The sequence below is a fragment of the Paraliobacillus quinghaiensis genome, from assembly GCF_003426025.1.
Taxonomy (GTDB): Bacteria; Bacillota; Bacilli; order Bacillales; family Amphibacillaceae; genus Paraliobacillus_A; species Paraliobacillus_A quinghaiensis.
Genome location: NZ_QJSH01000010.1, coordinates 92,937 through 119,780 on the forward strand (window position 1 = coordinate 92,937; position 26,844 = coordinate 119,780).

Genomic DNA, 26,844 nt, shown 5'->3' on the forward strand with positions numbered 1-26,844 from the left:
CAATGGAATGGAAAGGAAGTTAAACATGAGTGCTAAACCAATCAGAGACAGTTATTTACCATATGGAAGACAATGGATTGATGAAGAAGATATTCAATCAGTGTTGAATGTATTAAAAGGTGACTATTTAACAACTGGGCCAGCGGTAGGTGAGTTTGAGAAAGCTATTGCTTCTTACGTTGGAGCTAAGTATGCTGTTGCATTCTCGAATGGAACAGCAGCACTTCATGGTGCTTGCTTTGCAGCGGGTATTGGTGAAGGAGATGAAGTTATTACAACACCGATGACGTTTGCTGCTAGTTCTAATTGTGTTCTTTATCAAGGTGGAAATCCAGTTTTTGCCGACATAGATCCCAAAACTTATAATATTGACCCTAGAAAAGTTGAGGAGTTAATTAACGAGAACACTAAAGCGATTATTCCTGTACATTTCACAGGACAACCAGCTGATATAGATGAAGTTCATCAACTTGCTAAAAATCATAATCTGGTGGTAATTGAGGATGCTGCACATGCTCTTGGTGCAACATATAAAGGTAAAAAAATAGGCTCATTAAGTGATATGACAATGTTTAGTTTTCATCCTGTGAAGCATATTACTTCGGGTGAAGGCGGAGTTATTACAACTAATAATGAAAAATATTATCAAAAGCTATTGCAATTTAGATCCCATGGCATAACACGAGAACCCGATAAGTTGATTGAAAATCATGGTCCTTGGTATTACGAAATGCAGTTCTTAGGCTTTAATTGCCGAATGACAGATATTCAAGCTGCTCTTGGTACTAGTCAATTGAAGAAGATTGATAATTTTGTTGACTTAAGAAAGAAGTATGTATCGACTTATAATGAGGCTTTTAAAGAGATAGACGAAATTCAAACTCCATATCAAGATAAGAATGGCATATCAAGCTGGCACTTATACATTATACGTTTAGATTTAGCTAAGTTGTCGGTGAGTAGAAAAGAAATATTTGAAGCTTTAGTTAATGAAAATATAGGTGTTAACGTGCATTATATTCCTGTCCACCTTCTGCCATACTATTCACAATTAGGTTATCAACGAGGTATTTGCCCTGGTGCAGAGAAACTGTATGAGGAAATCATAACATTACCACTTTTCCCTGCAATGACAGAAGAAGATGTAACGGATGTAATAGCAGCTGTAAATAAAGTAATAAATACTTATCGAAAGTAGGGTAATTACATGAAAATTGCAGCTATTATACAAGCAAGAATGGGTTCAACTAGACTTTCAGGAAAAGTAATGAAAGATATAAAGGGAAGAACTGTATTATCGCATGTTATAGAAAGAGTTAAACAATCTAATTTAATAGATGAAATTATTATTGCTACAACAGTACAAGAGAGAGATAATGTCATTGAAAACGAAGCAATTAAATGTGGTGCTAAGGTTTATATGGGGAGCGAAGAAGACGTTCTAAGCCGTTACTATTTAGCAGCAAAAGAAAACAATATAGATATTATTGTAAGGATTACTTCTGATTGTCCTTTAATTGATGCAAATATATTAGATAAAATTCTTAATTTCTATTTAGAAGAAAAATATGACATCGTAACAAATGCTGGATCAGATTTAAATCAAAGAACATTTCCTAGAGGATTGGACACAGAAGTATTTTCTTTTCAAATATTAGAAGAGGCATTTAAAAATGGGAGAGAAAAACATCATAGAGAACATGTCACTCCTTATATTTACGAAAAAAGTACTAAAATACATTACTTCAAAAATGATGTTAATTATTCTAATCATCGGTGGACATTAGATACAGAAGAGGACTTCGAATTAATAAGTGAAATATATAGTAGACTTTATAAAGGAACACATGATTTTTATCTTCAAGATATTATAGATATATTTAACCAAGAACCGACACTTTTTACCATCAATGCACATATTGAGCAAAAGAAAATCAATTAAACATAAGGATGAAAAGTATGAGGGCTTTAATTTTTACAGAAGGCGGTAGTCAAATAGGCTTAGGGCATATCTCAAGATGTAGCTCCTTATATGATGAATTGTTAGACAGAGAAATTGAAGTTGAATTCATTATTAATAGCGACACTAGTCAAATTGAAATAATAAAAAATAAGCAATACAAGGTAATTAATTGGCTATCAAAAGAATTCTTAACAAACTATATTAAGCAAAGCGACTATTGCATTGTTGACTCTTATTTGGCTAGTCAAGACTTATATCTAGTTATTTCAAATCAATCCAAAAAGTCCCTATTTATTGATGATAATGGAAGGATTGAATATCCAGAAGGTATTGTAGTTAACCCTTCTCTGAGCACTGAAGCAGTTAAGTATCCTATAAATGATACTAACTGCTATTTACTTGGAACAAAATATATCATTTTAAGAAGCCCCTTCATTCAAGTTAATAGAGAGAATATAAACCCGCAAGTAAAAGAAGTACTAATAACACTAGGTGGCTCTGACATACACAATTTAACTCCAAGTATTCTAAATCGACTGGGTAATAAAAACTCAGAAATTACTTTCAATGTAGTAATAGGAAGTGCATTTAATAATATTGAAGAAATAAAGAGTTTCTCCTCAAAGAACATAAACTTTTATGAGAATGTCTCAGCTAGGGAAATGAAATCTATTATGCTTAGATCTGATTTTGCCATAACGGCTGCAGGACAGACAATTTATGAATTGCTAGCTACTCAAACACCTTTTATTCCAATAAAGGTAATAGACAATCAGCACTATAATCTTTTAGCTTTAAAAGAATGCAATTTGATTGAGACAGCACTCGAATACAATGATACTTTCTTTAGTGAAAAGTTAATTTTTGAATTTGAAAATTTGATGAAATTCAGTACCCGTGCAGAATGGGTAAAAAAATATAAGGGAGTAATTGATGGGTTAGGCAGTAGGCGAATTATTGAAACTCTATTATCAGGAGAGATTATGGAAAAGGAATACTTTTTAAGAAAAGTGAAAGATGAAGATATTTTTGATGTTTTTCAATTATCTAATGAGGATTATGTAAGAAAGCACTCAATTAATACTACAAAAATTGATTGGCAGGATCATAAGGTATGGTTTCAAAACATTATTAAATCTGATAATCAAGTATTTTTTGTTGTAACTGATTATACAGATCGATTTTTAGGACAATTGAGATATAAAATAGAGGATAAATCTGCGATCGTTAGTATTAGCTTTGGCAAAACAATTGTAGGAAAAGGGTTAAGTAAAGAATTATTAAAAAAGAGCATTGAGTTAATTTACGAGGAAAGAAATGAATTAGAGAATATTATAGCATATGTCTCAAATGATAATATTGCCTCCAAAAAGTTGTTTGAAAAGGTAGGATTTATATTACATGAAAGTAATAACAGTTTATTTAGGTATGTTTACTCATTTAAATAGAGGTGGAATATAATAAATGCATATCGATAATTTTGATATAACCAAAAAAGTATTCGTAATTGCAGAGATGTCAGCTAACCATGGGCATGATATTAATATTGCTAAAGAAACTATAAAAGCCGCAAAAGAAGCTGGAGCCGATGCTATAAAATTGCAGACGTATACAGCTGATACTATAACGATTGATTGTAATAATGAATACTTCCAAGTAAAACAAGGTACAATCTGGGATGGAAGAACCTTATATGATCTATATAGAGAAGCTTATACTCCATGGGAATGGCATGAAGAGTTAATGGATTATGCCAAAGAACTCGGTTTGATTTGCTTTTCAAGTCCGTTTGATAAAGCGGCAGTTGATTTATTAGAAAGTCTAAATGTCCCTGCCTATAAGATAGCATCATTCGAAATAACAGATATTCCATTAATAGAATATGTAGCTTCAAAGAGGAAGCCAGTAATTATTTCAACTGGCATTGCAACTATAGGCGAAATTGACGAAGCTGTACAAGCATGCAGAAGGGTTGGTAACGAACAAATTATTTTACTAAAATGTACTTCTGCATATCCAGCAAAGATTGAAGATGCAAATTTATTAACGATGAAAAATTTGAAAGAAACATTTAATGTTGAAGTGGGATTATCAGATCATACTTTAGGAGTGACAGTACCTATTGTTTCCGTTGCATTAGGAGCAAAAGTTATTGAGAAACATTTTATTTTAGATAAAAATATAGGTGGACCAGATGCTAGCTTTTCATTGGACAAGCAAGAATTTAAAATGCTTGTTGATACAATAAGAGATGCAGAAAAATCAATTGGTTGCGTTGATTATGAAATTACTGATAAAAAACTAAAAAGTAGGGAATTCTCACGTTCTTTGTTTGTTGTAAAAGATGTTAAAAAAGGTGACATTATTACTACGGAAAATGTTAAATCAATTAGGCCAGGTTTTGGTTTAAAACCTAAACACCTTAAATCAGTACTTGGTAAAAAAGTGGGACAAGATATAGCAAAAGGTACTCCTTTAAGTTGGAGTTTTATAGAGTAATTTCTAACATATATACCTTTATGAAATGGTATTAGACAGGCTTGTAAAAGGTAGTAAGAAGTAGATTTGGATTTGAAAGAAAAGTAGGGTGCTAGAAAAGGGCTGAGAAAATGAAGGGTAGAATTAAAAGAATATTACAAAATATTAGAAGGTACTATTATACAAAAAAGGCTAAAAAAACAGTTTCTTCATATAAGGAACCTATAACAGTAAGTTCCAAATCTTATTTAACAAAAAACACAATTTTAGGGAAGAACACAAACTTTAATGGATTGATTATAAGTGGAAGAGGAACAGTGGAAATTGGTGACAATTTCCACTCTGGTCAAGAGTGTAGAATGATTACTGAAATCCATAATTATGAAGGAACCTCTATTCCATATGATTATACTTATTTATTAAAAAATATAAAAATTGAAGATAATGTCTGGGTAGGAACAAGGGTACTTATTCTAGGTGGGGTAACCATTGGAGAAGGTGCAATAATACAAGCTGGGTCAGTTGTAGTGAAGGATATACCGAAATATGCTATTGCAGGAGGAAGTCCAGCAAAAGTTTTTAAATATAGAGATATTGAGCATTATAAACGTTTGAAAGAGCAAGAGAAGTTTGTATAAAGTAATTTATTAGGTAACAAAGGAATTATAAAGAATTATGTAATGGTTGAAAAGTTAGTGACGTTAAACTTTATTGCAAAGCAGGTAAAACTATGTTTAAAGTATTTTTAAAATCATCTTTGTTAAAAGCTTCGGGAATATATACAATTACGAATATTATCAATAAAGCTATCCCCTTTTTACTATTGCCAATATTAACAGTTTATTTAACGCCTAGTGATTATGGCGTTGTATCGATGTTTACAGTTTTAATTGGTTTTTTTATGCCTATAGCTGGACTTAATATATCAGGTGCTATAAGTCGTAAGTTTTTTGATGACAACAAAGATTTTGGTTTATATATATCATCTGCTCTTTATTTATTATTTATCAGTATTACTATTTTCTCTATTATAATTTTCTTGTTTTCTGATATTATACAGGGAATAACATTATTCCCTAAAAGCTATATGCACCTAATTATATTGTGTATTTTAGGAAATATTATTTTTCAAATTACTTTATCATTGTGGCAGGTTCGAGAAAAAGCAGTACTTTATGGGATTTTCCAAATAGTATTAACTACTTTGAATATAATTATATCATTAATTCTTGTTATACGATTTGACTATGGCTGGTTAGGTAGAATAAACGGCCAAGTAATAGCTTTTGGTATATGTAGTTTAATAGGTTTATTTATAATCATTAAAAATGAAAAGATACCATTAAAAAAAAATCATTTATATATTAAAGACATCTTACATTTCGGTATTCCCTTAATACCACATGCAGTTGGAGCCTTTTTTATAACTATGTCTGATCGTATATTTATAACTAATATGGTTGGGATACATGAAACAGGGATTTACACTGTTGGATATCAAATTGGAATGATTATCCAAGTTCTACAAGATTCGTTTAATAGAGCTTGGATCCCATATTTATACAAGAATTTAAAACAGAATAGATTAAACCTAAAAGTAAAGATTGTAAAAATCACGTATATTTATTTTATTGTAATTTTAGTAATAACTCTATTATTAAGCTTATTTTCACCATTGATTACTGAATGGTTTTTATCTGACACTTTTGCAGGTGCGAGTGAGTTTGTTATATGGGTTGCTTTAGGATATGCTTTTAATGGAATGTATAAGATGGTAGGTGGGGTGATCTTTTATGAAAAGAAAACTAAATTACTATCTCTAGTTACATTTATTACTGCAATGTTAAATCTTGTTCTAAATTATGTATTAATTAAGTTAAATGGAGCAGTAGGTGCAGCACAAGCTACTACACTGTCATTTTTTGTGTCATTTATTTTAACGTGGATATTAGCATCAAAAGTTCATTTTATGCCATGGAATTTATTTAAATACCGTTAATAGTTAATTTAACTATGTTTATCAAATAACTGATTGATGGTTGTTATTTTATAGTTTTTAAATTCACTATAAGCATTAGAATTTTTTTTATTAAACATTCCACTTTGATTCTCCCCTTATCAAAGAGGTCGCTTGGTTCTAAAAAATTAAATTTAAGAACAAATTTTCTGTTCTTCAAATACCTATCTTATGTAATAGCTGAAATAATTTTTATAGTAGTTGTTATGGACAATGTTTGTTATAAAGGGTAAAGGAGCATTATTAATAATGATTAACAGTAATGAAGATAAAATTAGTGTCGTTGTTCCTGTTTTTAATAGACAGAAATATATTAAAAGATGTTTGGATTCATTAACAAATCAAACTTTTAGAAATTTAGAGATTATAATTGTGGATGATGGCTCTACCGATAATAGTGTAGAAATGATAAGAGATTATATAGAAAGTTCTATAGATAAAAATATTTATCTTATAACTTTAAAGGAAAATAAAGGAGTTAGCTATGCCAAAAATGTAGGGATTGAATCGGCAAAAGGCAATCTTATAGGTTTTGTTGATAGTGATGATTTTATAGAATTGAACATGTATGAAAAATTATATGAAAAATATAAGGAAACCAATGCAGATATTGTTGATTGTGATTATGCTATTCAAAGTGAAACTAATAACATAAAAAGAATATCCATTCCAAACTATATCTTTCAATTAAGCGAAAAAGAGCAAAAAAAACACTTAATTAGGAATCACGGAAGAATAGTAACTAAATTATTTAAAAAGAATTTATTTGTTCATAATAAAATTAGATTCCCTGAGGGGTTAATCTATGAAGACAATGAAGCTATTATTAGTTTAATATTATGTGCTCAAAAGTTTGAAAAAATCGATGAACATTTATACTATTATTGGCAAAGTGAAAAATCAATAACTAGAACTCCAAATAATCCAGCATTTTTTGATAGACTAATTACCTCCGAGAATATAATAAATAATGCTGTGAAACAAGGTTACTATTACGAATTTCAAGAAGAAATAAATATCCGTTTTATTGAACTATATTACATTAATACTATTATTTCTTGTGTTACAAAATTTGATAAAGTACCGTACCAAAAACTAGGAGAAATAAAGAAAGGCGTATACAAACATATTTCAAGTATTGAAGAAAATATATACTATAAAAATATACCTCTGAAACAAAGAATTTATCATAAAATTTTTCAGTTTAACATAAGAATTTTTATTTTTATTATTAAAAATGAATTTATTATGAAAAGATATCTTAAGCGATGTTGATATCTAAGTAACTTAAGGATTTTAAGTAGTTTGGTTACGACACCAATACTTTTTGCAACAAATTTTATTCTTGGATATAGTGTAGTGAATTCGATAGAAGGGGTGTTTCTATTATGAAAGGTATAATTTTAGCGGGGGGAAGCGGAACACGTTTGTATCCTTTAACTTTGGTAACAAGTAAACAGTTGTTGCCTATTTATGACAAACCAATGATTTATTACCCTTTGTCTACTTTAATGCTTGCAGGAATAAAAGATATATTGATTATTTCAACACCTGATGATACCCCTCGATTTAAGGCTTTGTTGGGGGACGGCTCACAGTTTGGAATTAACCTTGAATATAAAATACAACCAAGCCCTGACGGATTAGCTCAGGCTTTTTTAATTGGTGAAGAATTTATAGGTGAAGATTCTGTTGCAATGATTTTAGGAGATAATATTTACTATGGTAGCGGTATGAGGAAAATTCTTCAACGTGCAGCGAATAAGGAAAGTGGAGCCACTGTATTTGGTTATCATGTGCAAGACCCAGAACGATTCGGAGTCGTAGAATTTGATGGTGAAGGAAAAGTCATTAGTTTAGAAGAAAAGCCTAAAATGCCAAAATCAAATTATGCTGTTACTGGTCTATATTTTTATGATAACCGTGTAGTAGAGATCGCCAAAAGAGTTAAACCCTCTGAACGTGGTGAATTAGAAATTACTTCAGTTAATGAAGCTTATTTAGATACTGGAGAACTTGAAGTTGAACTTTTAGGTCGTGGTTATACATGGCTGGATACTGGTACTCATCAAAGTTTAGTTGCAGCAACTAATTTTGTTAAAACTGTAGAAGAGCACCAAGGAGTTAAGATTGCTGCACCTGAGGAAATTGCCTATATTAATGGCTGGATTGGAAAAGAAAAGTTAATTGTATCTGGTGAATTGTTTTCTAAAACGGGATACGGTCAATATCTATTAAAAGTTGCAAATGGAGAAATAAAATATTAATCGTAAGAGGTGAATTATGAAGGTTATTGAAACGAGTTTAGAAGGTGTATTAATTATAGAACCGAAGGTATTTGGTGATCATCGAGGTTGGTTTATGGAAACATACAGTGATGTAAAGTTCTCAGAGTCTGGAATAGAATTAAATTTTGTACAGGATAATCATTCATTTTCTGCAGCTAAAGGTACATTAAGAGGACTACATTATCAATTAAACCCTAAAGCGCAGACAAAGCTAGTACGTTGCACACAAGGGGCTATTTTTGATGTTGCTGTTGATATCAGAAAAAATAGCCCTTCTTTCGGTGAATGGTTTGGAATTGAATTATCAGTTGAAAACAAAAAACAATTATTAGTTCCAAAAGGATTTGCGCATGCTTTTATAACTTTAACAGATAATGTTGAGGTACAGTATAAAGTCGATGAGATTTACTCCTCAGAAAATGACCGAAGTATTCTTTGGAATGATCCTGAAATTAGTATTAAGTGGCCAAAGGACATAATCCCTATTCTTTCTGAGAAAGATGAAAATGCGCCGCAATTAAAGGATGCTGAAAATAACTTTTATTATGGAGAGTAGTATATTATGAAGGTTTTAGTAACTGGTTACACTGGTCAACTTGGTTTTGATGTTGTACGTGAGGGTAAAAAGCGTGGAATTAGTATACTAGGAATTGGCAGAGAAGATTTAGACATTACTAATGAAGCCGAAGTATATCAATATGTACAAAATACAAAACCTGATGTAATCATTCATTGCGCTGCATATACAGCAGTTGACAATGCTGAAGATGATAAAGAAACATGCTGGAATATAAATGTATTAGGTACAAAATTCATAGCTACAGCAGCTAAGAGAGCAAATGCAAAGTTAATGTATATCAGTACGGATTATGTTTTTGATGGTAAAGGGGAAGAGCCCTTTAAAGAAGCTGCTTCACCTGATCCAGTAGGCTATTATGGCTTAACAAAGTATGAGGGAGAAAAGATTGTAAGAGAATTCCTAGAAGATTATTTTATCGTTCGTATTTCATGGGTTTTCGGAATCAACGGACATAATTTTATAAAAACCATGCTTAGATTATCAGAAACTCGAAATGAATTAAATGTTGTCGGAGATCAATATGGATCACCAACATATACATTTGATCTAGCACGGTTAATAATTGATATGATTCAAACGGACAAGTATGGTGTCTACCATGCATCAAACGAAGGCTTTTGTACATGGGCAGAGTTTGCTTCTGAAATCTTTAAACAAGCTAATAAAGATGTTACAGTAAAATCAATTTCAACAGAAGAATATCCAACACGTGCTGTTAGACCAAAAAACTCACGTATGTCAAAGCAAAAGCTAATTGACAATGGATTTAAGCCATTACCAAATTGGCGAGATGCTTTAAAACATTATTTAAATGAATTAGCACAAGAGGTGAGATAAGTGGCACGAAAAAAAATTCTTGTTACAGGTGGTGCCGGGTTTATCGGCGGTAACTTTGTTCAATATATGGTAGACAAGTATCCTCAATATGACATTTATAATTTAGATTTATTAACCTATGCTGGGGATTTAACAAAGCACAAACATATTGAAACAAAAGACAATTATTATTTTGTTAAAGCAGACATTGCTGACCGTGAATCAATAATAGCATTTTTTGAAAAAGAAAAATTTGATTACGTTGTTCATTTTGCTGCTGAAAGTCATGTTGACCGCTCCATTGTAGATCCTGGGGTTTTTGTGCAAACGAATGTAGTCGGCACACAAGTATTATTAGATGCATCGAGAGCAGTTGATGTTACAAAATTTGTTCACGTATCAACAGATGAAGTATATGGCGAGTTAGATTTTAATCCTACTACATTCTTTACAGAAGAGACTCCTTTACAGCCTAATAGTCCGTATAGTGCAAGTAAAGCATCATCAGATTTATTAGTACGTGCTTATAATGAAACTTATGGATTGCCAGTCAATATTACACGCTGTTCAAATAACTATGGGCCTTACCATTTTCCAGAAAAATTGATCCCTTTATCAATTTCACGTGTTCTAAATGAGCAAAAGGTGCCTGTTTATGGAGACGGAAAAAACATTCGTGATTGGTTACATGTAATTGATCACTGTGCAGCGATTGATTTAGTGCTACATGAAGGTGTAAATGGCGAAGTATATAACGTAGGTGGCCATAATGAACGGACCAACTTAGAAGTAGTTAAAACTATAATAAAAACTTTAGGTAAATCTGAAGAGCTAATTGAATTTGTAAAGGATCGACTAGGACACGATAAACGTTATGCAATTGACCCTTCAAAACTAGAAAAATTGGGTTGGAAACCTACTTACACATTTGATACTGGAATTGCTCAGACTATACAATGGTATTTAGATAATCAGGAGTGGTGGGAACGTATTATAAGTGGAGAGTATCAGAATTATTTCGTAAAGCAATACAGTTTAAAGTAATAAATTAAAAATACTTGTCTAAAAGTATGATGGATAGAAATTAACGACTCAATCAAAAAATAACTATTTAAACTTGGTACAAAAGAAAGCCCTCTAGAAATTAGAGGGCTTATTTGTATTTATGGTATAATTCAGAATATTCCGTTAATGAAAAAGGCTATAAAAAACCAATTTTATAAATTCATTTTTAAAAATTTCAAGGTGCAGGAAATAATCTAGATTTTTAAGATTTCATGCATTAATTGTTCGCTACTAAAATATTCCAACGTATATTTGTTTTTATATACAAATTTTCGAATCAAATTTCTAGGCTTGTGTTTTATCTTTTCTAAAAAAGCAAGAAAATCATCACTATTAGATTTAAACACTTTGGTAAGTAAAAGCTTTTCTGGTTTAGACATCGCTTTATATTCTTCACTATCCAGTAGGCCGTTTGATTTTCCCTTTAATTTATTGATGATATACCAAACGCGGTGTTTCCTCTTACCCTTTTGTTTATTGTTTGCGTATTTTGCAATTACATCTTTTCCGTCTTTTGTGATGATGTAGATTGTTTTATCATTATATTTGATTAAAACTTTCTCGCCTTTAAACATTTCTGGTATAGAGTATTGATTGTTTTTAAACCGTAGCATGCAATTGTTAGATACCTTGCCAACTTTTCTATGATAATATATGTACTCATGTTTAGGTAATGCAATCAACCTATTACGTTCATGATTAATTAGATTTTCACACTTATCGTTCTTTCTCGGATGTTTCCTTATATTAAGCTCTCTTGTAATGTTATCAACATATTCCTGAAGTTCCTCCATGGAGTCAAATGAATTAATATAAGACTGTTCGAATTGCTTCTTAAGAATGCCAACATTGTTTTCAACATTGCCCTTCTGATTAGGACAGTGAGGAGAGCAAAAGGAGACGTTAAATTTATAATGACTAGACAGATCTTCAAATAATGTTGTTAATTTTACATCACTATCTTTAGCAGAAGAAAATATTCTAGCAATTCTCATATTATCTAGCACAAGCTTAGGTGGTACACCGTTCATGTCGTTTATAAATTGCTTAAAAGCAATAACAAATGATTCACTGTTACCATTAGGTAGAACATAGGCCATTTTATAATTGCTATATGGAAATGAAAATACCGCTAGAGAGACCTTAGTAGCTTTCGGATTATCCCCTATCTGTACTCTAATTGTTCCCCAATCAAATTCTACTGCTTCACCTGGCAAATGAACAATATTTAGATAACTTTCCTTGATAACATTTTTCCCAAGCTTAATAAGTTCTTTCACTTTGGTAAAGGAAATATTATATCCCTTTGCAAGTAGTAAAAGGTAAATTTCTTTATTACTTAATTTGATTTTATGACGTAAATTATAAGTACTTCTTCTTAATCGAAGAAAATATATGATATGTTCCTGTATTTCCTTTATGACCGGATCATATATGGATTGCTTTGTTGTTGAAGGAAATATCGACCCTGTTTCCCGCAATCTTTTAATAAGGTTTGTTACTGTATTCTTTGATACACCAACTGAATCAGCGATTTCACGATAAGGTTTTCCGTTTAGAACAAATTCTAATATCTCGGTGTATTTTGTTTCATCTAGTGTCATTTATACAACTCCATTAAATTAATCTAGCAAGTTAATAGACTACCATTATCTGGTTGAAAACTAAAGATCTTTTTATGAAAGTATATATCTACTTCTGAATGAGAAGTGCTGTTTGTGGTGCTTCTCCTTCTATTTCTGTGCTGTGTTGTTCCAACGCATGGTTTATTTCCTGTGGTTTGTCTTTAACTTTTTTGCTTTCAATAGTAAACTGTAGTGATTTCATATCGTACCGTGCTGCTTGATTGCCGCCCTTGGATTGAAAGGATATATAGCCTTTTTCTTGTAATTCTATTCGAGCGCGTTTGAATGCACTATCTTTTAGTCCTGCTTTCATTCGGAGCACGCCAGCTGCAACAGTGAATGTTTGTTTCCATCCTCTTTTATTATTGATATGCATCAACGTATGCCACAAAGCAACAACAGCGGATGAGGATAAAGGATTGATTTCTTTTATGTAGTTCATTTGATCGCTTCCTGTTTATGTGAAGTGTTTATTATAAATCTCCGTTCGATTCTATAATCGTTTGGATCGTTTCAGTTGGTGTCTGTTTGTTGTATATTCTGTTTTCATTACTCTTTTAGTTTAATAATGGAACCGTCAAGTAGTTGTCCAGACTGCGGTCCGTATACTGGTTGGTAGTGTAGCATTTTATGAATACGAGTGGGCAGCAAAGCAAGCAGCAATAAGGGGGAGCTCAATATTGTTTCCGGGTTTGGTTCCGGAATGCAGGCGTAATTCCGGAACCAAACCCGGGACATACTTAAAGAAAAAGAAATACAAAATGAAAATAGAGAAGAAGATGAAGGGATGTCAGGAAGACAGACGACTCCCAAAAGCATTTCCTTGTGACCTAAATGCATTCTTCCTTTTTTACCATTATGTAATTGTGACTTGTGATATTGACTATGTTTTGTTATCGGTTAAACGAAAAGTAAATTATAAATTCATACAATCTCACCCAACTAAGACACTAAACACCAGCAATGTAACGATCATATATATATAAAGAGCTATAAGGGGAGGTAATAACAATGGAAAGGTGTACAATTACTGTAAAAGAAGTAGCAAAGTATTTAGGTGTGCACACGGATACGATTTATGATTTGGTGCGTGAGGGATGCCTTCCCCATATTCGTTTCGGGAGGAAGATTTTGTTTTACAAGGAAGCAATTGATGGATGGGTACGAGATCAGTCAAATGCCTCTGTAACCAGCAGGGGTGAGAGTTGATGTTGGCTTAGATCCTTATAATAGCGTGGGCGTTTTGCTATAAACAACTAGCGTGTGCCATAGCTTAATGGTACACGCTGCTTGGAATTGGCTTAGTTGGTTTAATGGCACAACATCTAGAAGCTGTAACTATTAAACAATTATCTAATACTTTGTAGCGATTATTGTCTTGGTTGTTATAAATAAATATTACAGGAATACACGAACTATTTATTTAGCGAGCATTTTATGTATGCGTTGCGGGGCAGGAAATCAAGCAGGAATAAGGGGAAGCTCAATATTGTTTCTAGGACAATTTCAGAATGATTCCAGGCGTAAATCCGGAACCATTCCGGAACAAAACCCGGGACATACTTAAAAGAAAAGAAATACAAAAAGAAATTAGAGGAGGAAGTGAAGGGCTATGGTCAGAACCATTCAAAAGACAAATTGATAGATTTGTCCCTGAAGAGGGAGAAGTATTTTATTTTTCAAATAACATGATGTTAGGGATTTTGTTGGAATGCATGAAGGAGTTTTGAAAGGAAAGCATTTTGTCAATTTTCAAACAGTTTTAAATGGGTGTTAATTATGATACTTGATGGCATAGTGTAGTTGTATCGTACGTTTAAGTTGTGTGCGTAGCTGATAGGTAGATTCTTCGAGGTTTAGTGTAGTGCCATTACGGAAAATGACCGTTGAATGGTTGGTATCTGGGTGTTGGACTATTTTAAGTATATGCTGTGCAAACAGCCAACTACAAGCATAATTAGTAGGTGATTGTGTCGGTAATCCATAAATATTTGTGCGTTCATAAATGAGAATCGGTACTTTATGGATCGCGCCTATTAGATGACTTGCGGCTTTTCGTCTTCCTTGATAGGAGGATGCACCAGCTAGGCAATTTCCTTTAATGATCGCTAGAGGTGCTTGGCGCGTCACTAAAGTTTGGTTCTTTTCTATAATACGTGTCGTATAATCGAAATGTCTTATAGGGACGATGGCTAGTGTATCTCGAGTAATATGATAGGCGTCATCAATCTGTCGCATCGTTTACTCTTCCTTTTCTTTGATTTGGTCAATTAGTGGTTTGAATTGTTTGTATAAATCACCCAGATCAATTTTTAATGGTTCAACTAATTTTAATAATGTTATAAAAGAAGGCGAGCTGGAACCATTCTCAATTTGACTTAAATAAGTTACACTAAGTTTTGCTTTTTCTGCTACTTCTGCTTGTTTTAGATCAAATGCTTTTCTTCGCAAGCGTAAATACTTACCCAATTCTTCCTCTAGTAACTTTGGATTTTCCATCAGAATCGCCCTTTTTAAACCCATTATCTATATAGGCAAAACAGAGTAACATAAGCTATGGTTGGAATTATGGTAGTATATGGGATTTTGGTGATATTTTTTTGTGTGGTAAGATGTTGGGGTTAGATCCTCGTTGTGGAGAGATTTGTTATCTCTTGGTGGGGATCTAGTTATGGCTTTACTCCGATCGCACAAGATTATAATGATAGATACCCAGGGCTGATTGGGAGTTATAGAAAACCAGAATTAGAAAGGTCATTTATAAAAGTTATAATAAATGTAGGGAGTTGGAAGGAGATACTACCAAATTGAAATCATACATTATTACCGTGCTTCAGGAAATAATGTGTACCACCGAATTTGATATTAAAGCAAACAGGAAGCAGAGGACCACCGTCCCTGCTTTTTGAAAAGGAGTTTTTATATGTTGTTTACTACAGAACAAATTCAGTTTATTCGAAGGGAAAGTAAGAGGTGCGAACAAAACAAACGTTTAACCGAACGTTTGCATGCATTTATGACGGAGCATCAGTTGTTTAAACTTATTGTTCCTGAGGAAATGGGTGGGAAGATGCTTGGCTTGCCAAGTGCTGTAAGGATTTTTCAAGAAGCGTCTTCTATTGATGGTAACTTCGGGTGGCTTGTCACTGTAGGTTCAGGCGGTGGTATGTTCACGCAAAATATGACGACACAAGCTGCTAAAAGTTATTATTCACCTAAAAATGCTGTCATTGCAGGTAGTGGCTTTCCGGCCGGTACAGCAGAAGTTAGAGAAGATGGCTATATCATTAATGGGAAATGGATGTACTGTAGTGGTTCCCAATATGCGACGCTATTCACAGTGAGTTGTCGTGTGAAAGGTGAAACTACAGAGCAAGATCAAATTCTCGCTTTTATACTTGATCCGGATCAAGTGACCGTTATAGAAGACTGGAAAGCGTTTGGATTAAAAGGTACAAGCAGCCATAGTATTGAAGTTGTTGATCAATTTGTTCCTAATCACCGTGCATTTTCTATTTTTGAGAACCAAAATCACCTTGGAGGTCTAGTTCATACATTCCCGTTTGTGCCATTTGCTGAAGCATCATTTGCTGCAGTTTCTCTTGGGATTGGTGAACACTTCTTGGAAGAGGTTGGTTCCTTGTTAGAAATAAGTAAACAGAATTGGCAGCAGGGACCGGTCGATCGCTATAAATTACTTAAACGAAAACTAGCATCTGAAAAACAGCGCTTGGAAAAGGCAAATCAAGCTTTTCATAACATAGTAGAAGAATCTTGGGACATTCATAGTAATGGCAGTGTACTTTCAGAAGAACTTATCGAACGATTCTCAACGGTTGCAAAAAGGAGCGCATCATCAGCGATCACTTGTGCAAATAACTTATTCAGACACATCGGAATGCAAGCTGTTAAAGAACCTAATGACTTAAATCAAATTTGGCGTGATTTATATACAGCCTCCCAACATGCCTTCTTAATCCCAGTTAAAGATGAAGATTCAAGACCATTTTAGATTATAAGTCTTAAATAGGAAATGCTGGTGATCAACTGGTAGCTGAAACTAAATCACTCAAACAAAGAAATAACCGTCTCCATGACTAGTGGATAGACGGTTATTTCTTAGGAATAAATCAATGACTAAGCTAGTATACATATCAGAATAAAATTATGAATTGTACAATTTCACATTTAACTGTATTGGGCTAATTAAGTTACGTGATTAATGGCGTTTTTCTTGTGGTAAAGAAACTCTGTGAATAGAATGTATCTTTTTTGTAAAATTATTGTCTAATACCTAGTTAAATCAGACTATTATCCTCTTGTGTGACATAGATATTCTGATATAATAAAATACATTGAAAATTATTTTATGACTAGCAGAGAAATGGAATGTTCCTATGACGAAGTTTCATAAACTACCGAAAACAGTAAAAAAGACCGTTCGATATATATTACAAGATGCTGAAGCTCAGAATCTTGCAGATATAGAAACGCAGTTATTAGCAGCAATACAAAAGAAAAAAGAAATTTTACAAGATAAATAGTCTGAATCTTTAGAATGGAGAGTTGATCGTGCAAACGTTGTCTCATACAGAAAAGTTAAAAGAACTTCTAACAAAGGTATACCAAGATGCAAATAATGGAGCTGGAATAGAGGAAGTAATGTCACTAATGCAAAAAGAATTAACTCAAATGCAAGAAAATTAATGGTTTCTTGCTGAGATTTTGGACGTAGGGATCGTTAAGGGTTAAGTGGTAAAGGGAGCATGTACTAGTTGCATGCTCCCTTTACTATAATATTTGGTTTTCAAAATTTATATTTCATTAATAAGTACCGTAGAACTGCAATTGATCCGCCACCATGTTTAAATCTACCACCTTGAATTTGATAATATACCTCAGGTGTCGGAAGTCAGTAGATTAATATTCTTCACTTACTTTGATCTAGATCTTATACTTTTATCCCATTGACTTTGCTCTATCATATTATTCCTCCATTTGTGTAATTTTTGTTAAAGTTGATTGATGTAAGATTCAGCACTCATTTGCTAATATTTTTTTGATTTTCGGCTTGGCAAGTCTTGCCCAATTTTTTACTGCATCGACGGTTACATTTTCCTGCGTGGCAATTTCTTTATAGGTTTTGTCGTATAACACAGCTAGCGTAAACCACTTCATTTGATTGGCTGATAACTGTTTCTCGATGGACTCTAGTAAATAAGGATCAAAGTCTATTTCAAGTGTTGCTGTCAGTTGATCAGTTTCCGATGCGATCCCAGCGATATAGGATTCCTGCAACTCCGCTTTACGAACCCGCGATCGAATCATACTGAGAAAAGCTTTATCTATCAGAAAGTATGCATAACTAGAGAATTTCCCCCGCTTTTCATCATACGTCTCCATCGCCTTCCAAAGTGTAATCGTTCCTTCTTGATAGAATTCCTGGTCCGAATCACGAATCCTATACTTGTTAATTAAGTGGTAAATGATATTTTCATGATCATTTAATACATTTTCAAAATCTAGCATTTTCTCTTCATTCATCATAGCCTCTATCTTAAAAGTGCACCTTTAACAGTTATTCCGCGGTAAATTCAGTTTAAGAGAAAGGTGAGATTGGTGCAGAAGGGATAATTAAGTTTGCATAGCTAGAAATTGTAGTTTGACTGGTGGAAATCGAAAAACCTGCAAGAGAAAAGTGAGTTTGGAGGGGGTATATAGTAAGTTAGGGTTGATTTTTGCTTCTTCTAACGGGGGCAATAAGCGAACCCCCTGTCGAAAGACAAATTGAAGCTTATCTGTGAAGAGAGGACGAAAATCTTACTTGCAAAATAAACTTATGGCCCTGGTGATGAGCTTATTTTTTGACCTTTTAAATACATCTACACCTCATACTAATTAAAACTATATTGATATCAGTAGGAAAATCCATGGGGGTAACATAGTGTTTTGAATTTGTGAGGAATATAATAAATTTTGTATTTCTATTAACGACTTAAAGGAGTATGTTATTCAGAGGAATGCAAAAAAAATTTCTTTTTATGGTAAAATTAAGTTAGTCTACTAGATAGATAATATTTTTGTATGCCTAGGGGAGGTTGTTGTGATGACTTCAAATAATTATAAGATAAAGAAAATAAGTAATATAGCTATGGATTTAATAGGTAATAGAATTGTATTTTTTATAGGAGCAGGATTTTCAAGAGATTTAAATTATCCAGGTTGGGGTGAATTACTAAAGAATATCATAGCTGAACATGGGCTTATGAGAGAATTAAAACAATCTAGTCTGTTTTACTTATTATCTAATGATGAACATGAAGACTTTGAAAGTATTAACGACCTGATTATAGACAAACTGATAGGAGTAGACTTTTTAAGGTTAGCGGGGTATGTTGATCTATTATTAAGGGATAGAAATAAAGATATCCATTCCGAAATTAAAGAGCATATTTATGAGTTTGAGTCAAAAAGAGTAGAAAATGAAGCCCAATATCGTAAATATAGAGAAGCTTTTAATAAGATTGATAGCTATATTACAGAGATAATCACAACGAATTATGATACAAACATAGAATATTGTCTGGAAAACGTATCAGTAGTTCATAGGAACCTAGAGAGCATAAATAACAATAGAGGACAATATGTAAAAGACAATATAAGATTGTATAAGATACATGGATGTATAGAAGATGAAAAAAATGAAATTGTAATTACAGAGGAGGATTATCAAAACTTTAATAGTAGTAATAAATACATATTAAATAAAATATACTCAACATTTATGGAGAATAATATAGTTTTTATCGGATACAGTCTAAATGATCCTAATATTAGAAGTCTACTTAGTGAAGTAATTGATGAGATTAAAAGTAATAAATTGCAACAGAAAAAAATCTATTGGATTAACAGAGATAGAATTAATGAAACAGATAAAAAATTCTATGAAAATACCTACTCTATTCAAATTATTGATCAAACAGAGATTCTTAGTTTTCTCGATGAACTAACTATCTTAACAGAAACTAAGTGGAAAGATTTGGAGATGGTTGAAGCTGAATGGGAAAAGGCTGTTGAGGATCTCGTTGATAAAAAAACAAATGATACTACTTATACTGATCTGATAAATAAGATTAACTTTTCAGAGAAAAAAGAACAGGTTTTAACAAGTTTGTTTAATAAGTTTACAGTAAGCGAAGGAGAAAGAGATCAAATAAACAAAGCCTTTTTTAAGTTAATATCACATTTTACGGAAGATGAGTTAAGAGAACATGAATCCAAAATAATCGATATTTTAGCTGTAGAGGGTAATCATATATTATATATAATTGAAATTCTTCAAGAAGACGAGAGACTAAAGCAGATATTTATTGATAATAACTACATGAAAAAGTTTTTAGAAACACTTATATCTGTATCTAATTCAATAAATGATTTTTATCTTTATAAGCGGTATGCAACTGCGTTATTAGATTTTTATCAATTAAACAACGGTCAGTTATGGGGATTTGAAGAAGAATTTATTGATGCATTTATCTCCAATTATAGATATTTAACTTATAGCAGAACTCTAGGGTACTCATGGGAAAGTCTGAATGATGTCAAACATAAATTAAACGTATTAAGTGTTGATATGATAGAGCAACTATTAGAAAAGTTTTCAAATAATCCCTTTAGAAATAAAATTCAAAAAGAACAAATGAGTGCTTTATTAGCTTCACTTGATGAACGTAACCAATGCAAATTAAAATATCGGTATATTATAAGACCTAAGATTGATTTTAAACTTGAAAGGCAGCTATGTGATTATTTAGAAGAAATTTTAACTGATGAGTTAAACTATGAGGAAAGTTGGGATGAAGAGGGATATGTATTTGAAAAAGATACTAATAAAATAAGTGTCAAATTTTATTCGGGATTAGATAAAATTAACTTTATCGTCAATAATCAAATTCATCTAATCAAATACTATGTTGATTGTGATAACGTAAATATGATACTTAAGATAGATCAAACAAGCATACCAATTGAGGAATCAAAAACTGATAATATCATAAATGCTATAAAAGAAATATTGCAGGAAAATATAGTAAAATGGCTGAGAGAGGATTCAATAGTAGATTAATATTAGTGAGTGTGCACGTTTTATGTTTGGTGACCCTCATTCCCCCTTTTTGTCAAATCAAATAGTTTAAGATATTGAGAGGGTCTTGTGGGGAGTGTTTGTCACTTCCTGGATTTATAGTATGTCGTGATGAATATAAAATTTTAGGAGTGGCTTCTGACTATAGCGAGATTGGAATTCAAAATAAACATAAACGGCAAATTTTAACCATCAGCGTATGTGATAAAAAACGTTTGTCTTTAGGTTCCTCTCGAAGCAAACAGTCCAGAGTTTCATAAAAAATACAGTAACATGAAAGGAATGATTGTATGAAAATGGGTTTTATAAGTGATACGCATGGAGGTTATGATGATTTAGTACAAGCTCTTAATCTGCTTGAAGGTTGTGAGCAAATTTGTCACATCGGGGATGTTCTTTATCATGGGCCAAGAAATGACATTCCAGAAACGTACGATCCTAAAAAGATAATTGAAGTTCTTAAGGGACGGGAAGATATTGTCTATGTCCGTGGAAATTGTGATGCGGATGTTGACGAGATGGTCTTAGGGCAAGATCTTTCTAATAAATCGAGGGTAGTTTCCTTTGACAACTTTAAATTTTATCTTGTACATGGATATGAAGAGACGGAAGATGAGCGAATTCAGGAAGCAAAAAAACTTGGTTGTCATGTTGTTGTTTCCGGCCACACACATGTTAAAGTACTCAAAGAAAAGGACGGGATTATCGTATTAAATCCTGGAAGTACAACCATTCCTAAAGATGGGTCAAGGTCCATTGCGTTATATGAGAATGGACAAATTGAACTTTGGGATTTGGAAAGCCAAGCTGTAATCGATTGTATAAAGTTGTAGGTGTGATGCGGCGTAGGACAAATACCAGGGGGCTTATGCTAAGCTTTATATAAACATCTTAAACATCAACTAGTAGCTCTATTATGGAAGAACATTATAACTGTAGCTGTGTTCACGTTTTTTAACGGCTACAGTTATAGACTATTGTGGTGATTAACAGCTAATTTGTTTAACTCTAATAGCAAAATTAAATTTCTTTTTCCGTGTTGAAATGCTTCTTCTGTTATGATTTCAAAGTGTTTTAAATAGTTTAGGTAAGAATTGATATTTCGTGCTGTGTCAGAATCTATGTTATGAAGATTATTAATTTTATTAACGTTATTTAAATTACTAGTAAATTCAAAATCATACAAGTTAAGTTGTTGATCTTTTAATAGTTCTTGAGCATATTGTTCAATATCTTTTCTGCGTACTTGATACATCCTTTTTTTATATTTTTTTCCACCAAAAGCACCATGTTTAGCCTTCTCTAAAATTTTATTGTAGTATGTTTTGTCATCTTTATCTACAATTCTAAGCATTCGTCTAACAATATCATTAGCTTCAGGAATGGTTACATATCCTGGATCTGTCTTGTATTTCCTGACCATATTTCTCACCCCTCTCGATTATCAATAACTACCTTAAATATATTTTCTTATTATAATTATTACTTATTATCGGGGGCATTAAGCATCCCCTCTGTCAAGCAGACACTTTGATGTATTTATCCATGAAAAGAGGATGAGAATTTTATTTTTGATTAAGCTAGTGAGAGTGAAACAACTGTGAAACATAAGTCCCAAACTAGGAAAGAAAAAACCGCCTATGAATAAAGGCGGTTTGATACTTGTTTTAAGGCACGATCAAATTCGTAAAGTTCATTCATCGTCACTTAATTTTTTGTTTAGTTTTTTCTCATACGCTTTGGCATCAAGAATATCTAATCTTTCTTTTGTTTTATTCCATGCTGCACCAAAGACGCCAATTAATAGGATGATTCCAATTATAGCTCCTGCCGGTGGGAAGATGATAGTAACTATTCCAGAGATAATTGCTGCTAAAAGTAAATAACCAATAAAATATAGCAAATCCCACCATGCGTTGATCATTCCCAACTGTAACAAATAGGAGTGTTGTTCGGTTAGGTTGATAAATATCGCCCTTAAATTCCGAAATAAACTCATCGATTATTCCTGAGTACCTCTCTGAATTAGTGAATTTTACATTTATACGTCCCAGAGTATCTCCATAAAAGTATTCAAGATCTGCCTTTCCGACGTAATTAGAGTAATTTTCTATATCCGCATAAAAATCATAGATATGTGTATCACCTCCTATATTATCAGGTTCACCAATCTGTGAAATTACATCGCTTTTTTCAAGGACGACAACTTCTAAACCCAGGACTTTTATGTATGTTTTTATTGGTATCATAGTTTATTAGGTTTGAATTTTCATAACTATAGGTAACCTGCTTGTCATCTTCAATAGATTCGTCTTGTAACTCCTGGATGGGAGCGGTTTTAGTATTGATTGAATTATTTTCTTTTGTTTCGTTGGAATATGTTTTTTTTATTTCCGTGGAATCACTATTATCTACACTTCCTACTTCAATATCCTCGTTTACATTCTCTTCAATTGTTTCCGCGCACCTCGGTCCAATTTAAACGAATTAGAACTGAGTATCTTGAATTCAGTCTATTTTTATGCCCACCTTACATCGTTTATTTATTCTATTTAAATTAATACTAAAACTGTATTTTGGTGTTATCGGTAGTTCCTAAACCTCTATTTCTTCCCTAACAAAATTGCAAATTACTCACACCATACCTTTTAATTTATAAATTTTGAGATTTTGACTTTGAATTGACTTTCGACTAATTTATACCTATCTAACTTCCTTAAAGAAAAGATAGGAGTTGAATGGCGACAGTTATTTCTAGTATTGGCTTAAAAGGGATGGAAGGTTATCGTGTGCAAGAGGAGGTGTAGCTCCTTCCTAGTTTGGAAAGAGTAAGTATTGTTGAGCTTCCTGATGTATGTGTAAAGATATCCAAAGACAGGGTGAAATTATAAAGGCAGAAACCATGGGAACACGGGCTTAAATGGATGATTGTGGACCGGTAGAACTATCCCTCTGGCCTCCTTGAGTAGGTAGTCTTTTTGAAATTAATATGTTATTATTAAACTAGAGAACCAAGAAACAAAGAAACCAAGAAACAAATTAATTTGGTATATTATACGAAGGAGAGGACATAACTTATGGTAATGACACAAAAAGAAGTGGAGAGAGTTGCCATGCCAAATCGTCCCAGAAAGGTTAAACGAATTGCTGTTTCAAGTAAAAGGCAGATTAGCATTCCTAAAGAATTTTATGACCATTTAAACATTGGGGAAGAAGTTAGTGTAGAACTATATGGAAATCATTTAATTCTAAAGCCAATAAGTGAAACCTTTGATGATTTCTCCGAGGATATCTTAGGAGACCTTATAAGGGAAGGTTATCAAGGGGAAGAATTGATGGTAGAATTTAAACATCGTAAATCTCAAATAGGAAATGCTGTTGATCAGCTGGTAGCTGAGACTAAATTTTCAGGAGAAAAAACAACGATTGACGATTTATTTGGAGAAGACGATAATGAATTATGATTTAATCACTTCCTCTGCAACAAAAAAGTTTATAAAAAAAATGAAGGATAAGCCTTTAAAAGAAAAATTTAAATCTGCTTTTAAAGAAATCCAGCTAGACCCTTTTTATGTAGGTGAACCTAAAAAAGGTGATCTGGCTGGAATATATGGTTATGACATAAAACATAACGGCACTTCTTATGAAGTAGCTTATGCTATTGAAGAAGATGAAAATGGGAATGTTGTACTTGTTATCCTTGCTGGAACAAGAGAACAGTTTTATGAAGAATTAAAAAGGTATATTAAAGGTTCAAAAATACATAAAAAATAACAATAGAGATTCCTTGTAATTGAATCAGTTATATTAATATTAGTTTCTGTCTTTAGAGCTGGTTTTCAAAAAAACATAACAAGCAGTACTGTCTTAGGAGGGTGCGGACAGTCTGGGGAAGCAATTTGAAATGATACAAAAGATCATTGATGAGGATAAAGTTTTTAAAGCCCAATTTAAAGTGAATAGTTCATTAACATACACATTAATGAGACCAACAAGACAGAAATGCTTATAGAATTCCAATTAGTTTTAAATGTGTGAACGGAAAACGTCATATTCTAACTGTCACCGTAACTCGAGAAAACGCACCTGTATCGCAAATGTCAAATAGACTAGTTGCCAGTCAAGATAACTTAAACAGAATGGAAGAGTTTAAGAAGAAACTAAAGGAACGAGATTGGCATTCACCATAAGTATTGGGTATTAGGGTAATGAAATTATTTGAATGCGTATGAATATAAGGGTATATTTTAAACTATACTATAAATAAGCAATGAAGGGGAAGAATGCAGATGCTGACTGTGAATTAGGGGGTTCAAAAAATGGAAAAAGGATCTACCATTTATAAAAAAGACCTTTATTGGCAAGTTGCAGGCCAGGAGTATGTTCTTCGCAGTGTCCCTTTTTTTCAAGCTGATTATGACGAAGAAGAAATTATAGATTTTGATGTATCCATCAGGGTAACTGCATTACGTGACTTAATGTTTGAAGACGAACTGCCACATGATATAAATTATGAAACCTATTCAGATATTGAATTTTAGTTAATAGGCTAACGTTTGGGTAGTGTGAAAAAGACTAGAAAAGAATATGTGATGAATGAGATGCACTTCCTTTATGAGGGAGTGGATCTTTTTTTTGTGTGCATTCTTGTTAAAAAGAAACCTAATAGGGATTTTATGGTAGTATAAGAGTGTATAGTAAGTATTACAATCTTACAAATTAAATTTGAAGGGATGTGTATTACTTGGATGCTGCCTACCTACATAATTCTGTTTTTAACATCGAACAGAAAAGAAGAGAGATTGAACAACAAAATAAAAGTTTTAGCCGGTCTGAAGTCAAACGTTGGTTTGAAGTTAATTACCGTGCTTTTTCAAAGAAGAATGCATTTACTTGTTTATGCTGCAATAAACCATTAATTATGAATTTAACTATAGAGGAAGGAAGACCTTTTTACTTTCGGCACAATGATGAAAGTGAATGTTCTTATTCCACAAACACAAGGACTTATGAAAAGTATGTTTCAAAGCTTGAGAATAAACCAAAAAAAGATAGCGGCCTCACCATTTTCAGAGAAATATTACAAGGTGAATTGAAGCCTTACAATATAGAGATTGAGAGAGGTTACCATTTCAAAAAGAAACTCTTTTTTATTCCGGACTTCATTATTAACTTCCCTGACTCTGAGAAACGCTGGGTGATTGATTATTTTACAGCAATTAATAAGGATTCAAGGTCTGGGAATTATGCTAGGCATTTAGCTAAACGAATGAAAACTTATGAAGCGGAAGGGTTTAAATCTTTTTCATTCGTGGACCATAGTTGGATTTCTTTAATAGAAGAAACAAATATAGGAACGCTACTTGAAGCTGAAAACTATGTAACTAGTAAATCACATGAAGATAATCTATGGGATGATTTTCTAAAGGAAAACGTTGAAGGTGACTTATTAGACTTTTTTATAAAAGATACAAAAGCAACCATAAGAGAGTTTAATACTAGAAGCATTGCGTATGTAGATATATCTAACCGTCTTTGCACTGTTCTACGCTTCATTCCAATAGTACAAAATGTTCGGAACATAACTTATTATAGATTGTCATCCTCTGAAATTCCCTTGGCTAAAGCATTAGTAATGAATGACGAGAAAAATCATTTTGTGCTTTCAATAGAGAATGAGGATGAAAAGAGAACCCTTTTTTTGAAAGCACTAATTGAAAAGAAACAACAATCTGAGTTAGGTGTATTTGATAAATTAGATTTGAGCCACTTTTCAATAGTTTGATCACATGAAAAATGAGCCACACAATTTCCAATTTTACAATCCTCTCTTATGATAGAAAGTGACCAAACTATCTATTCAAGAGAG

The 26,844-nt window shown here is 32.5% G+C and carries 29 protein-coding genes; 22 read left to right on the plus strand and 7 right to left on the minus strand.

What is annotated here, in order from left to right; all coding sequences use genetic code 11:
• Positions 1-25: 25 nt before the first annotated feature.
• From pseC to rfbB, 11 genes are all read left to right on the plus strand, one after another.
• A complete protein-coding gene (pseC, locus tag D2K40_RS08630; protein ID WP_117155024.1) occupies positions 26-1,198 on the plus strand; it encodes a UDP-4-amino-4,6-dideoxy-N-acetyl-beta-L-altrosamine transaminase in 1,173 nt (390 codons plus the stop codon).
• A gap of 9 nt (positions 1,199-1,207) precedes the next feature.
• Complete coding sequence (locus D2K40_RS08635; protein WP_117155026.1) at positions 1,208-1,942, plus strand: cytidylyltransferase domain-containing protein; 735 nt, start codon at positions 1,208-1,210, stop codon at positions 1,940-1,942.
• A 17-nt stretch (positions 1,943-1,959) separates the two neighbouring features.
• Positions 1,960-3,411 (plus strand): UDP-2,4-diacetamido-2,4,6-trideoxy-beta-L-altropyranose hydrolase, encoded by a 1,452-nt coding sequence (gene pseG / locus D2K40_RS08640; RefSeq protein ID WP_162879175.1) that lies wholly within the window; start codon positions 1,960-1,962, stop codon positions 3,409-3,411.
• A 16-nt stretch (positions 3,412-3,427) separates the two neighbouring features.
• Positions 3,428-4,462 (plus strand): pseudaminic acid synthase, encoded by a 1,035-nt coding sequence (gene pseI, locus D2K40_RS08645; RefSeq protein WP_117155030.1) that lies wholly within the window; start codon positions 3,428-3,430, stop codon positions 4,460-4,462.
• 110 nt (positions 4,463-4,572) lie between these two features.
• Positions 4,573-5,079 carry an acyltransferase gene (locus D2K40_RS08650; RefSeq protein WP_117155032.1) on the plus strand — a complete coding sequence of 169 codons (507 nt, stop codon included), beginning with the start codon at positions 4,573-4,575 and terminating at the stop codon, positions 5,077-5,079.
• 92 nt (positions 5,080-5,171) lie between these two features.
• Positions 5,172-6,440, plus strand: a complete 1,269-nt coding sequence (locus D2K40_RS08655) for a flippase (protein ID WP_117155034.1) — start codon at positions 5,172-5,174, stop codon at positions 6,438-6,440.
• A 267-nt stretch (positions 6,441-6,707) separates the two neighbouring features.
• Complete coding sequence (locus tag D2K40_RS08660; RefSeq protein WP_162879176.1) at positions 6,708-7,733, plus strand: glycosyltransferase family 2 protein; 1,026 nt, start codon at positions 6,708-6,710, stop codon at positions 7,731-7,733.
• 113 nt (positions 7,734-7,846) lie between these two features.
• Positions 7,847-8,725, plus strand: coding sequence for a glucose-1-phosphate thymidylyltransferase RfbA (gene rfbA, locus D2K40_RS08665; RefSeq protein ID WP_117155038.1), 879 nt, complete (start codon positions 7,847-7,849; stop codon positions 8,723-8,725).
• Positions 8,726-8,741: 16 nt separating this feature from the next.
• The gene (gene rfbC / locus D2K40_RS08670) at positions 8,742-9,302 is read left to right on the plus strand and encodes a dTDP-4-dehydrorhamnose 3,5-epimerase (protein WP_117155040.1); all 561 of its coding nucleotides are present in this window, start codon (positions 8,742-8,744) and stop codon (positions 9,300-9,302) included.
• A 6-nt stretch (positions 9,303-9,308) separates the two neighbouring features.
• Positions 9,309-10,163: a dTDP-4-dehydrorhamnose reductase gene (gene rfbD / locus D2K40_RS08675; protein ID WP_117155042.1), complete on the plus strand. Its 855-nt coding sequence runs from the start codon at positions 9,309-9,311 to the stop codon at positions 10,161-10,163.
• A complete protein-coding gene (gene rfbB / locus D2K40_RS08680; RefSeq protein WP_117155043.1) occupies positions 10,164-11,186 on the plus strand; it encodes a dTDP-glucose 4,6-dehydratase in 1,023 nt (340 codons plus the stop codon). It begins immediately after the preceding gene.
• 215 nt (positions 11,187-11,401) lie between these two features.
• Here the strand turns inward: rfbB and istA are convergent, their stop codons facing one another.
• Together istA and D2K40_RS08690 are read right to left on the minus strand one after the other, a co-directional pair.
• Positions 11,402-12,811 (minus strand): IS21 family transposase, encoded by a 1,410-nt coding sequence (gene istA, locus D2K40_RS08685; protein ID WP_117155045.1) that lies wholly within the window; start codon positions 12,809-12,811, stop codon positions 11,402-11,404.
• A gap of 88 nt (positions 12,812-12,899) precedes the next feature.
• Positions 12,900-13,274 carry a hypothetical protein gene (locus D2K40_RS08690; protein ID WP_117155047.1) on the minus strand — a complete coding sequence of 125 codons (375 nt, stop codon included), beginning with the start codon at positions 13,272-13,274 and terminating at the stop codon, positions 12,900-12,902.
• A gap of 569 nt (positions 13,275-13,843) precedes the next feature.
• Here D2K40_RS08690 and D2K40_RS08700 point away from each other — a divergent pair.
• Both D2K40_RS08700 and D2K40_RS08705 read left to right on the plus strand, forming a co-directional pair.
• Positions 13,844-14,041 (plus strand): helix-turn-helix domain-containing protein, encoded by a 198-nt coding sequence (locus D2K40_RS08700; RefSeq protein ID WP_117155050.1) that lies wholly within the window; start codon positions 13,844-13,846, stop codon positions 14,039-14,041.
• A 302-nt stretch (positions 14,042-14,343) separates the two neighbouring features.
• Positions 14,344-14,562: a hypothetical protein gene (locus D2K40_RS08705; protein ID WP_117155052.1), complete on the plus strand. Its 219-nt coding sequence runs from the start codon at positions 14,344-14,346 to the stop codon at positions 14,560-14,562.
• A gap of 43 nt (positions 14,563-14,605) precedes the next feature.
• On the opposite strand, the gene D2K40_RS08710 is transcribed toward D2K40_RS08705, so the two are convergent.
• Together D2K40_RS08710 and D2K40_RS08715 are read right to left on the minus strand one after the other, a co-directional pair.
• Positions 14,606-15,070, minus strand: a complete 465-nt coding sequence (locus D2K40_RS08710) for a competence protein ComK (protein ID WP_117155054.1) — start codon at positions 15,068-15,070, stop codon at positions 14,606-14,608.
• Positions 15,071-15,073: 3 nt separating this feature from the next.
• The gene (locus D2K40_RS08715) at positions 15,074-15,331 is read right to left on the minus strand and encodes a helix-turn-helix domain-containing protein (RefSeq protein WP_162879177.1); all 258 of its coding nucleotides are present in this window, start codon (positions 15,329-15,331) and stop codon (positions 15,074-15,076) included.
• A gap of 424 nt (positions 15,332-15,755) precedes the next feature.
• On the opposite strand from D2K40_RS08715, the gene D2K40_RS08720 reads away from it, so the two are divergent.
• From D2K40_RS08720 to D2K40_RS16710, 3 genes are all read left to right on the plus strand, one after another.
• Entirely contained in the window at positions 15,756-16,844 is a 1,089-nt protein-coding gene (locus D2K40_RS08720) for an acyl-CoA dehydrogenase family protein (protein WP_117155058.1), read from the plus strand.
• A gap of 385 nt (positions 16,845-17,229) precedes the next feature.
• Positions 17,230-17,376, plus strand: coding sequence for a hypothetical protein (locus D2K40_RS16395; protein ID WP_162879178.1), 147 nt, complete (start codon positions 17,230-17,232; stop codon positions 17,374-17,376).
• A gap of 28 nt (positions 17,377-17,404) precedes the next feature.
• Positions 17,405-17,539 (plus strand): hypothetical protein, encoded by a 135-nt coding sequence (locus D2K40_RS16710; RefSeq protein ID WP_268237316.1) that lies wholly within the window; start codon positions 17,405-17,407, stop codon positions 17,537-17,539.
• Positions 17,540-17,866: 327 nt separating this feature from the next.
• Here the strand turns inward: D2K40_RS16710 and D2K40_RS08725 are convergent, their stop codons facing one another.
• Positions 17,867-18,376 (minus strand): sigma-70 family RNA polymerase sigma factor, encoded by a 510-nt coding sequence (locus D2K40_RS08725; protein ID WP_162879179.1) that lies wholly within the window; start codon positions 18,374-18,376, stop codon positions 17,867-17,869.
• Between the two features lie 562 nt (positions 18,377-18,938).
• Between D2K40_RS08725 and D2K40_RS08730 the strand changes: the two genes are divergently transcribed.
• Together D2K40_RS08730 and yfcE are read left to right on the plus strand one after the other, a co-directional pair.
• Positions 18,939-20,957 (plus strand): SIR2 family protein, encoded by a 2,019-nt coding sequence (locus tag D2K40_RS08730; protein WP_117155061.1) that lies wholly within the window; start codon positions 18,939-18,941, stop codon positions 20,955-20,957.
• A gap of 308 nt (positions 20,958-21,265) precedes the next feature.
• Positions 21,266-21,808 carry a phosphodiesterase gene (gene yfcE / locus D2K40_RS08735; RefSeq protein WP_117155063.1) on the plus strand — a complete coding sequence of 181 codons (543 nt, stop codon included), beginning with the start codon at positions 21,266-21,268 and terminating at the stop codon, positions 21,806-21,808.
• 134 nt (positions 21,809-21,942) lie between these two features.
• Here the strand turns inward: yfcE and D2K40_RS08740 are convergent, their stop codons facing one another.
• Entirely contained in the window at positions 21,943-22,398 is a 456-nt protein-coding gene (locus tag D2K40_RS08740; RefSeq protein WP_117155065.1) for a hypothetical protein, read from the minus strand.
• A 270-nt stretch (positions 22,399-22,668) separates the two neighbouring features.
• A complete protein-coding gene (locus D2K40_RS08745; RefSeq protein WP_117155067.1) occupies positions 22,669-22,974 on the minus strand; it encodes a hypothetical protein in 306 nt (101 codons plus the stop codon).
• A 1,078-nt stretch (positions 22,975-24,052) separates the two neighbouring features.
• Here D2K40_RS08745 and D2K40_RS08750 point away from each other — a divergent pair.
• From D2K40_RS08750 to D2K40_RS08765, 4 genes are all read left to right on the plus strand, one after another.
• Positions 24,053-24,439 (plus strand): AbrB/MazE/SpoVT family DNA-binding domain-containing protein, encoded by a 387-nt coding sequence (locus D2K40_RS08750; RefSeq protein WP_117155069.1) that lies wholly within the window; start codon positions 24,053-24,055, stop codon positions 24,437-24,439.
• Complete coding sequence (locus D2K40_RS08755; RefSeq protein WP_117155071.1) at positions 24,429-24,749, plus strand: type II toxin-antitoxin system RelE/ParE family toxin; 321 nt, start codon at positions 24,429-24,431, stop codon at positions 24,747-24,749. Before D2K40_RS08750 ends, D2K40_RS08755 begins: the two co-directional genes overlap by 11 nt.
• Before the next feature lie 545 nt (positions 24,750-25,294).
• The gene (locus D2K40_RS08760) at positions 25,295-25,516 is read left to right on the plus strand and encodes a hypothetical protein (RefSeq protein ID WP_117155073.1); all 222 of its coding nucleotides are present in this window, start codon (positions 25,295-25,297) and stop codon (positions 25,514-25,516) included.
• Between the two features lie 203 nt (positions 25,517-25,719).
• Entirely contained in the window at positions 25,720-26,760 is a 1,041-nt protein-coding gene (locus tag D2K40_RS08765; protein ID WP_117155075.1) for a hypothetical protein, read from the plus strand.
• The last annotated feature ends 84 nt before the right edge of the window (positions 26,761-26,844 follow it).

What these genes read in the sequence shown, in the direction of transcription:
- pseC (WP_117155024.1), top strand. Translation starts at nt 26, where the DNA reads ATGAGTGCTAAACCAATCAGAGACAGTTATTTACCATATGGAAGACAA.
- D2K40_RS08635 (WP_117155026.1), top strand. Translation starts at nt 1,208, where the DNA reads ATGAAAATTGCAGCTATTATACAAGCAAGAATGGGTTCAACTAGACTT.
- pseG (WP_162879175.1), top strand. Translation starts at nt 1,960, where the DNA reads ATGAGGGCTTTAATTTTTACAGAAGGCGGTAGTCAAATAGGCTTAGGG.
- pseI (WP_117155030.1), top strand. Translation starts at nt 3,428, where the DNA reads ATGCATATCGATAATTTTGATATAACCAAAAAAGTATTCGTAATTGCA.
- D2K40_RS08650 (WP_117155032.1), top strand. Translation starts at nt 4,573, where the DNA reads ATGAAGGGTAGAATTAAAAGAATATTACAAAATATTAGAAGGTACTAT.
- D2K40_RS08655 (WP_117155034.1), top strand. Translation starts at nt 5,172, where the DNA reads ATGTTTAAAGTATTTTTAAAATCATCTTTGTTAAAAGCTTCGGGAATA.
- D2K40_RS08660 (WP_162879176.1), top strand. Translation starts at nt 6,708, where the DNA reads ATGATTAACAGTAATGAAGATAAAATTAGTGTCGTTGTTCCTGTTTTT.
- rfbA (WP_117155038.1), top strand. Translation starts at nt 7,847, where the DNA reads ATGAAAGGTATAATTTTAGCGGGGGGAAGCGGAACACGTTTGTATCCT.
- rfbC (WP_117155040.1), top strand. Translation starts at nt 8,742, where the DNA reads ATGAAGGTTATTGAAACGAGTTTAGAAGGTGTATTAATTATAGAACCG.
- rfbD (WP_117155042.1), top strand. Translation starts at nt 9,309, where the DNA reads ATGAAGGTTTTAGTAACTGGTTACACTGGTCAACTTGGTTTTGATGTT.
- istA (WP_117155045.1), bottom strand. Translation starts at nt 12,811, where the DNA reads ATGACACTAGATGAAACAAAATACACCGAGATATTAGAATTTGTTCTA.
- D2K40_RS08690 (WP_117155047.1), bottom strand. Translation starts at nt 13,274, where the DNA reads ATGAACTACATAAAAGAAATCAATCCTTTATCCTCATCCGCTGTTGTT.
- D2K40_RS08700 (WP_117155050.1), top strand. Translation starts at nt 13,844, where the DNA reads ATGGAAAGGTGTACAATTACTGTAAAAGAAGTAGCAAAGTATTTAGGT.
- D2K40_RS08705 (WP_117155052.1), top strand. Translation starts at nt 14,344, where the DNA reads ATGATTCCAGGCGTAAATCCGGAACCATTCCGGAACAAAACCCGGGAC.
- D2K40_RS08710 (WP_117155054.1), bottom strand. Translation starts at nt 15,070, where the DNA reads ATGCGACAGATTGATGACGCCTATCATATTACTCGAGATACACTAGCC.
- D2K40_RS08715 (WP_162879177.1), bottom strand. Translation starts at nt 15,331, where the DNA reads ATGGAAAATCCAAAGTTACTAGAGGAAGAATTGGGTAAGTATTTACGC.
- D2K40_RS08720 (WP_117155058.1), top strand. Translation starts at nt 15,756, where the DNA reads ATGTTGTTTACTACAGAACAAATTCAGTTTATTCGAAGGGAAAGTAAG.
- D2K40_RS16395 (WP_162879178.1), top strand. Translation starts at nt 17,230, where the DNA reads ATGACGAAGTTTCATAAACTACCGAAAACAGTAAAAAAGACCGTTCGA.
- D2K40_RS08725 (WP_162879179.1), bottom strand. Translation starts at nt 18,376, where the DNA reads ATGAATGAAGAGAAAATGCTAGATTTTGAAAATGTATTAAATGATCAT.
- D2K40_RS08730 (WP_117155061.1), top strand. Translation starts at nt 18,939, where the DNA reads ATGACTTCAAATAATTATAAGATAAAGAAAATAAGTAATATAGCTATG.
- yfcE (WP_117155063.1), top strand. Translation starts at nt 21,266, where the DNA reads ATGAAAATGGGTTTTATAAGTGATACGCATGGAGGTTATGATGATTTA.
- D2K40_RS08740 (WP_117155065.1), bottom strand. Translation starts at nt 22,398, where the DNA reads ATGGTCAGGAAATACAAGACAGATCCAGGATATGTAACCATTCCTGAA.
- D2K40_RS08745 (WP_117155067.1), bottom strand. Translation starts at nt 22,974, where the DNA reads ATGAGTTTATTTCGGAATTTAAGGGCGATATTTATCAACCTAACCGAA.
- D2K40_RS08750 (WP_117155069.1), top strand. Translation starts at nt 24,053, where the DNA reads ATGGTAATGACACAAAAAGAAGTGGAGAGAGTTGCCATGCCAAATCGT.
- D2K40_RS08755 (WP_117155071.1), top strand. Translation starts at nt 24,429, where the DNA reads ATGAATTATGATTTAATCACTTCCTCTGCAACAAAAAAGTTTATAAAA.
- D2K40_RS08760 (WP_117155073.1), top strand. Translation starts at nt 25,295, where the DNA reads ATGGAAAAAGGATCTACCATTTATAAAAAAGACCTTTATTGGCAAGTT.